This window comes from Nereida ignava (genome assembly GCF_047114695.1).
Lineage (GTDB): Bacteria > Pseudomonadota > Alphaproteobacteria > Rhodobacterales > Rhodobacteraceae > Nereida > Nereida ignava.
In genome coordinates this window covers 2,043,797-2,056,267 of the sequence record NZ_CP112885.1, presented here as the reverse complement: position 1 = coordinate 2,056,267, position 12,471 = coordinate 2,043,797, and the positions used below count along the sequence as shown (strand labels likewise).

11 protein-coding genes are annotated in these 12,471 nt (G+C 53.6%); 4 read left to right on the top strand and 7 right to left on the bottom strand.

What is annotated here, in order from left to right:
* The first annotated feature begins 42 nt into the window (after nt 1-42).
* A complete protein-coding gene (locus OLX08_RS10165; protein ID WP_048599255.1) occupies nt 43-963 on the top strand; it encodes a sulfite exporter TauE/SafE family protein in 921 nt (306 codons plus the stop codon).
* The gene (locus OLX08_RS10160; RefSeq protein ID WP_391481220.1) at nt 964-1,719 is read left to right on the top strand and encodes a TIGR02186 family protein; all 756 of its coding nucleotides are present in this window, start codon (nt 964-966) and stop codon (nt 1,717-1,719) included.
* A 20-nt stretch (nt 1,720-1,739) separates the two neighbouring features.
* Here the strand turns inward: OLX08_RS10160 and OLX08_RS10155 are convergent, their stop codons facing one another.
* The 6 genes from OLX08_RS10155 to OLX08_RS10130 all read right to left on the bottom strand — a co-directional run bounded on the left by OLX08_RS10155 (nt 1,740) and on the right by OLX08_RS10130 (nt 8,690).
* The gene (locus tag OLX08_RS10155) at nt 1,740-2,465 is read right to left on the bottom strand and encodes an SDR family oxidoreductase (protein WP_391481219.1); all 726 of its coding nucleotides are present in this window, start codon (nt 2,463-2,465) and stop codon (nt 1,740-1,742) included.
* Nucleotides 2,462-4,003, bottom strand: a complete 1,542-nt coding sequence (locus tag OLX08_RS10150) for an ATP-dependent DNA helicase (protein WP_391481217.1) — start codon at nt 4,001-4,003, stop codon at nt 2,462-2,464. The genes OLX08_RS10155 and OLX08_RS10150 overlap by 4 nt, the downstream gene beginning before the upstream one ends.
* The gene (locus OLX08_RS10145; protein WP_391481216.1) at nt 3,975-4,688 is read right to left on the bottom strand and encodes an acyl-homoserine-lactone synthase; all 714 of its coding nucleotides are present in this window, start codon (nt 4,686-4,688) and stop codon (nt 3,975-3,977) included. Before OLX08_RS10145 ends, OLX08_RS10150 begins: the two co-directional genes overlap by 29 nt.
* 146 nt (nt 4,689-4,834) lie before the next feature.
* Nucleotides 4,835-5,545 (bottom strand): helix-turn-helix transcriptional regulator, encoded by a 711-nt coding sequence (locus OLX08_RS10140; RefSeq protein WP_391481214.1) that lies wholly within the window; start codon nt 5,543-5,545, stop codon nt 4,835-4,837.
* Between the two features lie 346 nt (nt 5,546-5,891).
* Nucleotides 5,892-7,178 carry a crotonyl-CoA carboxylase/reductase gene (gene ccrA / locus OLX08_RS10135; protein WP_048599250.1) on the bottom strand — a complete coding sequence of 429 codons (1,287 nt, stop codon included), beginning with the start codon at nt 7,176-7,178 and terminating at the stop codon, nt 5,892-5,894.
* A 114-nt stretch (nt 7,179-7,292) separates the two neighbouring features.
* The gene (locus OLX08_RS10130; RefSeq protein ID WP_412535653.1) at nt 7,293-8,690 is read right to left on the bottom strand and encodes a 1-acyl-sn-glycerol-3-phosphate acyltransferase; all 1,398 of its coding nucleotides are present in this window, start codon (nt 8,688-8,690) and stop codon (nt 7,293-7,295) included.
* 116 nt (nt 8,691-8,806) lie between these two features.
* Here OLX08_RS10130 and OLX08_RS10125 point away from each other — a divergent pair, with 116 nt between their 5' ends.
* Nucleotides 8,807-10,816, top strand: coding sequence for a methylmalonyl-CoA mutase family protein (locus tag OLX08_RS10125; protein WP_391483239.1), 2,010 nt, complete (start codon nt 8,807-8,809; stop codon nt 10,814-10,816).
* 77 nt (nt 10,817-10,893) lie between these two features.
* Nucleotides 10,894-11,601, top strand: coding sequence for a purine-nucleoside phosphorylase (deoD, locus tag OLX08_RS10120; protein ID WP_391481211.1), 708 nt, complete (start codon nt 10,894-10,896; stop codon nt 11,599-11,601).
* 83 nt (nt 11,602-11,684) lie between these two features.
* On the opposite strand, the gene OLX08_RS10115 is transcribed toward deoD, so the two are convergent.
* Nucleotides 11,685-12,464, bottom strand: coding sequence for a succinate dehydrogenase iron-sulfur subunit (locus OLX08_RS10115; protein WP_048599247.1), 780 nt, complete (start codon nt 12,462-12,464; stop codon nt 11,685-11,687).
* Nucleotides 12,465-12,471 lie beyond the last annotated feature (7 nt).

The window sequence follows — 12,471 nt, the reverse complement described above, 5'->3', positions numbered from 1 at the left end:
TTTGGCGGTTGAAGTCAGGCCAGAATAGGTTGAAGGGAAGCCATGCAAATCTACCTGCCCATCGCGGAAGTTTCCGTTAACGCATTTCTGTTGTTAGGTCTCGGCGGCATCGTCGGTATCTTGTCAGGGATGTTTGGCGTGGGTGGTGGTTTTCTGATGACCCCCTTGCTGTTCTTTATCGGCATCCCGCCCGCAGTTGCTGTGGCCACTGAAGCAAACCAGATTGTAGCCTCGTCGTTCTCTGGTGTGCTTGCGCATTTCAAACGAAAAACCGTTGATTTCAGGATGGGCACCGTACTGCTTGTGGGTGGCCTGATCGGCGCTGCACTGGGTGTGGTTGTTTTCAACTACCTGAAGTCCTTGGGACAAGTCGATCTGCTGGTAAAGCTTTGCTACGTCGTCTTTTTGGGCGTTGTTGGCGGCTTGATGTTTATCGAAAGCCTCAACGCAATCCGCCGCACCAACGCCCCTGCGGGTACGGCACCGCGCAAACGTAAGAACCACACGTGGATTCACGCGCTGCCGTTCAAGATGAAGTTCCGCGTCTCGGGCCTCTATATTAGTGTGATCCCGCCTGTGATCGTTGGTGTTGTCGTGGGTATTCTGGCAGCAATCATGGGTGTTGGCGGTGGCTTTATCATGGTGCCTGCGATGATTTATCTGCTTGGCATGCCTACCAAAGTCGTTGTGGGTACATCCCTTTTTCAGATTATCTTTGTAACCGCGTTCACCACAATGTTGCACGCCACAACAAACTATACCGTGGATATGATGCTGGCGGTTTTGCTGTTGGTCGGCGGCGTTATCGGCGCACAGATCGGCACGCGGATCGGCGCCAAGATGAAGGCAGAGCAGCTGCGTATTTTGCTAGCACTGATGGTGCTTGGCGTCTGTTCCAAGCTTGCACTGGATCTTCTGCTGACCCCGTCGGAACTGTATTCTATCGGCTTGGGAGGGCACTAGATGCTACGTGCTTTTCTCATCGCGCTTTTGCTGGCGACACCGGCCGCTGCGCAGAACTTAGTACTTGGCCTGTCCGAGAGCGAAGTGGCCATTACAACAACCTTCGATGGCTCAGACATTTTGGTTTTTGGTGCAATCAAGCACGAAAGTGCGGTGACGCAAGAAGCCAAGCTTGACTTGATCGTCACCGTAAAGGGCCCCGATCAAGCAACCACAGTTTACCGCAAAGACCGCCGCTTTGGCATATGGGTGAACGCCGCAACCGTTGAGGTCGACGCAGCGCCATCGTTTTACGCGATCGAAACAACGCGCCCCATCGCAGATATCTTGGGTGAAGAGGCCGATCGCTATTACGAGATCACCCTACCCCGCGTCATCAAGCCAAGCGCAGAGGGCCATGGCGAAAACGATGTGGCGCTATTCACCGAAGCTTTGATGCGCATCCGCCAAGACGCCAACAAATACCAATTGCGCGAATGGGATGCCGCACTAATCGACAATACGTTGTTCCGCACAGACGTTGAGTTGCCCGCCAACCTTGTTGAAGGTGCCTACGAAGTCAGCGTTTTTCTGTTGAAAGACAAAAAAGTCATCTCAACCTACAGCACTGTTCTTGATGTGCGCAAAGCGGGGCTTGAACGTTGGATGTACAACCTGTCACGCCAACAACCGTTCTACTACGGCATCTTGTCGCTGATCATTGCAATCAGTGCCGGCTGGGGTGCATCAGCAATTTTCCGTGTGTTCCAACGATAAGAAAACGGTATCCAATATCGTCAGCCGCGCCCGATATGAGGCATTGCGCTGGCCATCACCATCATGGTTTGGACGTTGGCTTCCTCTGGCAAACTGGCCATGTGAAAGACGGACTTCGCCACATCTTCAACTGCCATTGTCGGCAATGGTGGCAAGCCTTCGGCCGCGCGCTTTACTTCAAGGTTCGCCACTAAATCTGTACGGGCATTACCAATATCAATTTGACCGCAAGCAATGCCAAACGGACGCCCATCAAGCGTGATCGTCTTGGTCAGACCAGAAACGCCGTGTTTTGTTGTCGTGTAACACGTCGACCCTTCGCGCGGGGTATGCGCACTGATCGAGCCGTTGTTGATGATCCGACCGCCCTGATCGGATTGGTGCCGCATGGTTCGAAACGCAGCACGGGCACACAAAAACATCCCCGTTAAGTTCACATCAACGGTCGCCTGCCAATCGGCCAGCTGGATTTCATCAATGCTCATTTGCGGCCCAAACTGGCCCGCGTTATTGAACAAAACATCTAAACGGTGATTGCCTAAAAAGGTTTCAAACGCAGCATCAACCGCTGCTTCATCAGTCACGCTACACGGTAGACAAACGGCGTTCTCATGGCCATCTGCTATGCCTTCCAATGCAGATACCGTACGCGCCATCAGACCAACGCGCCAACCGTTCTGCAAGAAATAGCGTGCTGTTACTGCGCCAATGCCGCTGCTCGCACCAGTAATGATAATCGACTTCATGAGTTTGCCTCCAAAGGTTCAGCTTCAAGGGTAAGCGGTGCGGGCTTGCTCGGCAAATCATCAATGATCAGCGGCCCCTTGGGACGGGCCAACGCAGCACGTACACACCAATGGAGGCGAGTCTCTGCACGCGTGATTGCAACATATGCCAAGCGCTTCCACAGCGGCTGCCCCGCCTCAGAACGGCCCATGCGCGCGGCAACAAAAATATCTGGCGCAAACACCTGCACTTCATCCCATTGCGAGCCCTGCGCCTTGTGAATTGTCACCGCAGCACCGTGGAGAAAAGTAGCGCCCATGCGGGCAGCAAACGGAATGACAGGTTCTTCCTCGCCGGGCTTTTCTAACTTCATAATTGACGCGGCACTCACCTGCGGGTCCTCTGCCCCCATGACGTGCAGGCGTGAAAAGCCAGGCTTGCGGCCAAGGCCCATATAGATGACCTGCGCGCCCTTAATCAGACCTCGCGCCTCAAGATCGAGCCGCTTTTTGCGGTGCTTCATGGGCAATTCAATACCATCACAAATAAGCGGCTCACCTTCCAGCAGCTCTTCTTCGGGCGCGCTGTAAGCGCCGCGAAACGCATTGATCAGTTTGATCCGCGTCGCGTTACGCCACACAAGACACGGCGAGCGAGCCATCAAATCGCAATTCACCCGCTCGGCCCATACGACCCGATCATCTTTTTGGGAGGCGTCTTTCACCATCTGTTCAAAGTGATGAAACTCAAGCGACGGGTCCGCCAGCGCATGGGCCAAATCAAGAATGGGATTGTCTTTAGTTTGCCGGTGGACACGGCTCAGCTCAAGCTTGCGTGGCCCCTTAAGACCATCAAACACCATCCCACCAGACTGATTAACGGGTGCAAGCTGTGCGGGATCGCCAAACAACACAAGCGTTGGGAAAATTTCCTGAAGGTCTTCGTACTGCTTAGCGTCCAACATCGAAGATTCATCGATGAACCCAATATCAAGGGGGTTCTCACGCCGTTTCCAGCCCGTAATAAAATCAGATCCGCGCAAGCCCGCCGCAGCAAGCGCACCCGGTATTGATTTGTTGGTCTGATAATATGCCCACGCGCGATCAAGCGCCAAATCCGTCAGGTCTTCTACGTCAGGCCGCTCAAGCGTGTTGCCTGCCAACCATTCAGCAATTTTTTCATACTCCGGATCATACATGGGCGTGTACAAGATCCGGTGGATCGTCGTTGCGGGAACACCGCGGTTACGTAGCACACTTGCAGCTTTGTTGGTGGGGGCAAGAATGGCCAGCGTGCGTTTGTCTTTTGATTTACGGGACTCGTAATCGCCTGAAACAACCTCAACACCGGCGGCTTCAATGGCACGGTACAATTCGGCCAGCAGCAGTGTTTTACCGCTGCCAGCCTTGCCGATCACGGCCATCACGCTGGATTTACTGTCTTGTGGCGGCAGCACCACATCGTTTTCAATATCGACGCCCACGCGCTTCAACAGATCAGAAATGCTGTCAAATGCGTGGGCTTGGTCTTCAGAAAACTGGATGCTGGGTGTGCTCATGCCGCGACACTATATCGGCGCACCAGTCGCTGCCAGTGGCTGTCTCAGCTTGGGCTGGAGTTTTTGCATTTAACGTTTGCAAAGACGCCTTGAACCACTGAGCCGACGTTGCTGCCTCAATGCCCAAGCGTGCATACGTCTTTGCCCAGGCCTCATCTTGCATCTGCCAAAGGCCTACGCAAATTTCGCCCGCACCCGAGCCCGCCTGCCCGATGATATCAGGGCTTACACCGTATAAACGATAAATCCGCGCCATCCGCGGGTCAAAAACACCAATGTAGTGGCGCAAAGAAAAGCGTTGCATGACCTCGCCTGCCCCAAGCACCAATGCCGCCGCACAGGAACGCGTGTCATCTGCGCGCGGGCTGATGCAGAACCGCGTACATTCCCAAATAAGCGGGCTTTCGATATGCACTCCACCGGTAAGGTGGGCAAAATGGTCATGCACCATGGTCCGGCCTGTTGTCGGCAAGAACCGCATTGAGCCCCCGTGGGTGCCATCGGGCAGTTCCCAAATGACATAGAGCGGGCACATGTCGTCGTACTCGTCACGCTCATGCCCGTTATGATCGACGCTTACTTCCCATCCAAGACGGTCTTTGAACTGAACCGCCCTATCCCGGAACATGGTCTGTGCAAGGCGTGGAAATTGGTCGAGCTGATCTGCGTAGATGTAGCGAAGCATGCGGGCGTCCTATCAATGATGAAGGTGGCTCCTGTCGCAAACCGGACAGGAAGATCGCCTCATCATGTGTTTAGGCCTGTTAAAGGCTGCTTACGCCAACGCGCGGCGGCAGAGCGCCGAACGCAACACCAAAGGGCGTGTTTGCGCTATACGACGATCAATCCTTTGGTCAGCGCACGAGCAACCGCATGGGTGGTGTTAAGCGCCCCCAGTTTATGACGCGCGCCCTCAACATAGACCCGAAGCGTGTGCTCTGAAATCTGCAAATCATGAGCCGCCTGAGAGCGTGAGTATCCCCTTGCAAGCAGCGCCATCGCTGAAAGTTCACGGGGCGAAAGATTTACGATTGTGTTATCAAAGCCTGTGTCAAAATCGAGGGCACGCTCATTAAACTTATGGGCGATAATGATCAGAGACTGCTGATTTAAATCAATAAATTCTGCCCATGCCTCATCGTTGGTGTTCGCGTTGCACGACAATAAAGCAAACTGACCAGACGGCCCACGCACCGGAACGGACAGCCCTTGATTGCCTACACCGTATTCAATGGCCTCGCGCAAAAACGCTTTGGCCCCCTTACTGGACCAATCAAGGTCTTTCCAATTTAGCGGATGAAATCGCTGTAGCGCGCCAAGGATAACGGGGTCCATCCGCAGGTAGTCCTTTTCGACGTACCGATCGACCCACTCGGTACTGTAGGTGCCTGCTCCAAAGCGCTCACCAACCGAATTAACCCAATGGTAAATAAAATGATCTAATTTGTAATAATCCCGAAGGTTCTCGGTAATCCGTTGAAAATCCTCAAGCGTGTTCGCTTGCTCGAGGTCGTTCACGATACTCTCCAGTGCCCCACTCATTGAGTGCGTCTCCCCTGGCGGCCAAGATGTCACTTGCCGCAATCAAAGCGACGTCATCAAGATGCTCAGCCAAGCGCCCCAAACCATTGGAACGGGCGAAAACACGAAGATCTACGAGGACGTCTAATATCCATTCATTCTGCATCTACACTCATCCTAAAATAGTTAATCTCACATAAACACAACTTTAACTTGTATTTATTTTATATGAAATTCGCGCATCCTAGCTCCCCAGATATAGTGAGGCAGTTAAATCTAAGTCGTTCAAAACGAAAGAAGCCCAACACCTTCATGGCATTGGGCTTCGATTCGGCGCGCAGGGGGAGCCTGCAAACCGCTATAAAGGTTACTTTCCGGCCTCAACCGTATCGATCAGCGTCCGCAGACCGGTCTTTGGCGCTTGAACCAATACGGACATATTGCCCGGCTTATGCTCGTTCCGGAGCATTTTCATGTGCGCCTCTGGCAGGTCGTTCCATTCAAAAACTTCCGACATGCAAGGGTCAAGACGTTCCTCTACCATCAATTGGTTCGCTGCAGCCGCTTGCTTGAGGTGCGCAAAGTGCGAGCCCTGAAGACGCTTTTGGTGCATCCACATATAACGGACGTCAAAGGTCATGTTGAAGCCAGTCGTGCCAGCACAAATCACGACCATACCACCTTTCTTGCACACGAAGGTCGAGACCGGGAAGGTGGACTCACCAGGGTGCTCGAACACCATATCTACGTTGTTACCTTTGCCGGTAATCTGCCAAATCGCAGCACCAAACTTACGCGCGGCACGGAACCACTCGGCATATTCAGGTGTGTTAACTGTTGGCATCTGGCCCCAGCAATCAAAGTCATTGCGATTCAAAACGCCCTTGGCACCCAGTGACATCACGAAATCGCGTTTACTTTCGTCCGAGATAACGCCGATTGCGTTGGCACCAGCAGTCTTAATTAGTTGGATCGCGTAGGATCCAAGCCCACCAGATGCGCCCCAAACAAGAACGTTCTGACCCGGCTTAAGATCATGAGGCGCGTGGCCAAACAGCATCCGGTACGCAGTGGCAAGCGTAAGAGTGTAGCAAGCGCTTTCCTCCCACGTCAGATGCTTTGGACGCGGCATCAATTGTTGCGATTGCACCCGCGTGAACTGGCTGAACGAGCCGTCAGGTGTCTCATATCCCCAAATCCGTTGGCTTTGCGAGTACATCGGATCACCGCCGTTACACTCCTCATCATCGCCATCATCTTGGTTGCAATGGATCACAACTTCGTCGCCAACTTTCCAGCGCGTCACTTTATCACCCACAGCCCAAACAATGCCCGACGCATCAGAACCCGCAATATGATAGGGCTGGTTGTGACCATCAAACGGGCTGATTGGCACGCCGAGGGCGGCCCAGACACCGTTGTAGTTAATGCCGGCAGCCATCACGAGAACCAACACTTCGTTGCTATCCAGCGTGGGGACATCGACCACTTCCTGAAGCATCGCGCTATCAGGGTTGCCGTGACGTTCGCGACGAATAGCCCATGAGTACATCTTTGGCGGAACAAAGCCCATCGGGGGGATTTCACCCACTTCGTAGAGCTCTTTCTCGACCGCATCATATGAAATCAAGTTGCTGTTAGTATCCAAAGCCATTGCGCGGTCTCCGTTCCAAATGTCAGGTGCCGCAGCGCAGAATCACTGTCGACACCCCTTTGAATATGATCGCAAAGGTAATATAGCAACTATTTTTTATATATATTGGTAATTTTATAACCCAGCAGTCGCAGCATTTCCTACATTTCTACGCTGCACATGCACGATAGAGTTCGCATAATACTCAAGAATATGGCGTTGATCGTCTTTCACTCGGACGATTGTACCAGTCTGTGTAATCAAGCGGCGGGCCGTCATGACCTTCAAGCCTTCAGCAACAATTGACGCTGCATCACCACAGGACACGTTGTGCGCGGTGTCAGCATCAAGGCCTGCAAAGTATTTGGTGACGGCCAGCTCAAGTTCAGCACGGGTTGCACCATCCGTGACCTCCAGCAAGACAGTGCTCAAGACAGGGATCGGAAGGACAGGCATTACGTTTTCAATCCGCGTCATCAGTTCGCGGCCCAATGTACGCGGCAACTCCGCATGATGTGTTGCAAATTCACGCAAAGACAGCGGCTTGCCAAAGCTGACGCTCGCAACACCAAATTTATACGCGCGCCGACAAATACGAAGCCATACGTGCTTTAAAATGAAGCCACCCACTACGGACATGCGGGCGTTAAACTTACGGTCACCCCGTTGGCCCGCTGAAATAAGAATGCGGTCCTCAAGTATCCGGTCGTAATTCAACGCAACCGGTACAAAAACCACATCACGGCTTTCGGGGGTCCACCCTTCAATAATGTAGTTCAACAGCCCCAGCTTGGGCGCCGCCACTTTCCCATCAAGGCTTAGACCGCCCTCAGGAAACACTGCCTGCGTCACACCATTCTCCGTAGCCATTTGCACATACCGCGCAAGAACGCGCCGGTAGAGCGCATTACGTGAACGGCGCCGGATAAAATACGCACCCATTGAACGGATTAGTCGTGACAGGGGCCAGACGCGCGCCCACTCACCGACCGCATAAGACAACGCAGAAGCATCAGCCGCCAAGTAAGTGACCAGCATGTAATCCATGTTGGAGCGGTGGTTCATGATGAACACGACCGTAGCGTCCTGATCAATCTCAGCGCGCTCAACATGGCCAAGACGTACGTGATACAGCGTATTGCCAAGCCAACGTGCCACCCGAATGCCCACACCAAAATACGCTGTCGCACTGAATGAGGGAACAATTTCGCGGGCGTATCTGCGGGCCATTTCTAAGGCCACCTCATCAGGCATCCCTTCCTCAGAGGCATATTCTGACACAGCCGCCAATACATCACGATCATACGTCAGCCGTTGGATCATATCAGCGCGGCGCGCCAGCTTGAAAGGTTGGATAGGGCGGGTCAGCCGCTCGTTTACTTTCGCTACAACCCGCTCTGCACGTTTGCGCAAAAACCACCGAACAGAAGGAAACAGGAGCCGCTCTCCGATAGAGATAGCAGCTGCGATGCCGATCAGAACGAGAACCCAAGCGGGCAGAGCAACTGTTTCAAACATATCTATAACTCGCATGTTGCTGCGGCGGGGTAAATGCCCACATGCTGCGGCGCAGCGGATTGACAGAAGTATATTGTGTCCGATAAACCCCACATGTGTGTAATTTTATTGCGCAACTAGATTCGGCCCCTTTGGGCCAACAGCCAACTGTGGAGCCTGCCATGACCAACGCCACTCAAGACAGAACCAAAGATCGCCCTTGGCTGTTCAGGACATATGCAGGCCACTCAACGGCAAAAGCATCTAATGCGCTGTACCGTGGGAACTTGGCAAAAGGACAGACGGGGCTTTCTGTTGCTTTCGATCTGCCGACACAAACAGGGTATGATAGTGACCACGAACTGTCCCGGGGCGAAGTTGGCAAAGTTGGCGTGCCAGTGGCCCATCTTGGGGACATGCGTGCCCTGTTTGATGATATCCCGCTAGATCAGATGAACACATCGATGACGATCAACGCCACGGCACCGTGGTTGTTGGCGCTCTATATCGCGGTTGCGGAAGAACAAGGCGCGGACATCTCCGCGCTGCAAGGCACAGTACAAAACGATATCATCAAAGAGTATCTGTCACGCGGCACATACGTCTGCCCACCCAAACCCTCCATGCGTATGATTACAGATGTTGCCGCCTATACCCGCGAGCATCTGCCAAAATGGAACCCAATGAACATTTGCTCATACCACCTCCAAGAGGCTGGTGCGACACCAGAGCAAGAACTCGCCTTTGCGCTTGCTACGGCAACCGCTGTACTTGACGATCTCAAAGGTAAAGTCCCCGCCGAACACTTCCCCGCCATGGTTGGCCGGATCAGCTTTTTCGTAAACGCAGGCATCCGATTTGTAACCGAGATGTGCAAGATGCGCGCGTTTGTAGACCTGTGGGACGAAATTTGCCGCGAGCGTTACGGCGTGGAGGACCCAAAGTTCCGCCGTTTCCGGTACGGCGTTCAGGTGAATTCTCTCGGTCTGACCGAGCAACAGCCCGAAAACAACGTCTACCGTATCTTGGTAGAAATGCTTGCGGTGACCCTTTCCAAGAAAGCACGCGCCCGCGCGGTTCAACTGCCCGCTTGGAACGAAGCATTGGGCCTGCCACGCCCTTGGGACCAACAATGGTCTTTGCGCATGCAGCAGATCATGGCCTTTGAAACGGACCTTCTGGAATACGACGATCTGTTTGACGGTAACCCAGCAGTTGACCGGAAGGTGGAAAGCCTGAAAGAGGGCGCCCGCGCAGAACTTGCGACGATTGACGGCATGGGCGGGGCTGTTGAAGCGATCGAATACATGAAGTCACGTCTTGTCGAAGCCAACGCAGAACGGATTGGCGATATTGAGCAAGGCGAAACCACTGTGGTTGGCGTCAACAGATTCACAACCGGAGAGCCCTCGCCCCTGACCGCCGGCGATGAGGCAATTATGGTGGCGGATGCGGACGCAGAGCGGGATCAGATTGAACGGCTGAATACATGGCGCAGCGAGCGTGACGAGAGCGCCGTTAAAGAAGCACTTGATGAGCTGCGCCAAGCGGCCGCGACAGGTATCAACGTGATGCCTGCCTCGATCAAAGCGGCCAAAGCCGGTGCAACCACAGGCGAATGGGGCAATGTTGTCCGCACCGCCTTTGGGCAGTACCGCGGGCCCACTGGTGTGTCCAAAAACCCCTCCAACCGGACCGAAGGCCTTGAGAATATCCGTGCCGCCGTTGACGCGGTCAGTGACAAACTGGGCCGCCGCCTTAAGTTTCTTGTGGGCAAGCCTGGTCTTGATGGACATTCAAACGGCGCCGAACAAATCGCAGCACGCGCCCGTGATTGCGGAATGGACATTAGCTATGAAGGGATCCGCCTCACCCCTGATGAGATTGTGTCAGCCGCTTTGGAAGATGACGCCCATGTGATTGGTCTGTCGATCCTGTCTGGTAGTCACATTCCGCTTATGGGTGACTTGATGGAGAAGCTACGCACCGCCGGACTTGCGCACATCCCCGTCGTCGTTGGCGGCATTATTCCAGAGGATGACGCAGACCGCTTACGCGCAATGGGTGTTGCTAAAGTCTACACACCAAAAGACTTCGAGCTGAACCGCATTATGACGGATTTGGTAGAGTTGGTTGAGCCACAAGACGTCGCGGCACAATAACCGCACAATAGAGGGGCTTGTAGAGCAGCGCGTGCAAAGGCAGTTTAACGCCAAATACCCAAACGCGGAGCACGACCATGACCCACCATATTGGCGCACAAAAAGGCGACATTGCTGAAACTGTTTTGATGCCCGGTGATCCACTGCGCGCCAAATGGGCCGCTGAGACGTTTCTTGATGACGTGAAGTGCATCAACGAAATCCGCGGCATGCTTGGCTTTACAGGCATGTGGAAAGGCAACCGTGTTACGATCCACGGCTCGGGGATGGGCATGCCATCCCTATCGATCTATGCCCATGAATTGATTAACGAATATAATGTGCAAAACCTGATCCGCATCGGTTCAACCGGATCAATGCAGCATCACGTTGGTATCCGTGACGTTGTGATAGCGATGACCGCCTCATCCATTTCCACCCCGTCCACAGGCGTCTTCAAAGAGGTGAACTTTGCCCCCTGCGCAGACTATGGGCTGTTGTCACAGGCGGTTACAGCCGCGCAGGCCAAAGGCTCTAACGTGCATGTAGGCAATATCTACTCGTCGGATGTCTTCTACGACGAGCGCCCTGATCTGAATGAAATGCTGACACGCCACGGTATTCTGGCAGTCGAAATGGAAGCGGCCGAGCTTTACAACTTGGCAGCGCGGTTTGGCCGTAAGGCACTGGCCGTTATGACTGTGTCAGACCACCTGCTAACAGGCGATGCTATTCCTGCTGATGAACGTCAAAGCAGCTTTGGGGAAATGGTGGAAATCGCGCTTGAGGCTGCATTTCCCAACTAACGCGTTAGCTTAGCCACCACATAGAAAAAGCCCCACCAATTGGCGGGGCTTTTTGATTATTTGCCTCAGTCTGAACGGACACCCTAGACGGTGCGCTCCACCATCATTTGCTTAATAGACGCAATGGCCTTCGCTGGGTTCAACCCCTTCGGGCAGGTCTTTGCACAGTTCATAATGGTGTGGCAGCGGTACAGCTTGAACGGATCCTCAAGATCATCCAAGCGCTCGCCCGTCGCTTCATCGCGGCTATCAATGATCCAGCGATACGCGTGCAACAATGCTGCTGGCCCAAGGTATTTGTCGCCGTTCCACCAGTAAGATGGGCACGAGGTTGAACATGACGCGCACATTACGCATTCATACAAACCATCCAACTTCTTGCGGTCTTCAATCGACTGGCGCCACTCTTTTGCAGGGCGGTTCGTCTTTGTTTCGAGCCACGGCATGATGCTTGCGTGCTGCGCATAAAAGTGCGTCAGGTCAGGGATCAAATCGCGGATAACAGGCATGTGCGGCAGAGGGTAAATCTTAATGTCACCCTTCACTTCATCGGCACCGTAGATACACGCAAGTGTGTTGATGCCATCAATGTTCATGGCGCACGATCCACAGATGCCCTCGCGGCATGACCGGCGGAACGCTAGTGTCGGGTCAATCTCGTTTTTGATTTTGATCAGAACATCCAGAACCATCGGTCCACAGGTGTCCATATCAACCCAATACGTATCAAGTGCGGGGTTTTTATCGTCATCAGGCGACCAACGGTACACTTGAACTTTGCGCAGGTTGGTCACGCCTTCAGGCTTGGGCCAAGTCTTGCCTGCGGTCATGCGGCTGTTTTTAGGGAGGCGTAGTTGAACCATGGAATTT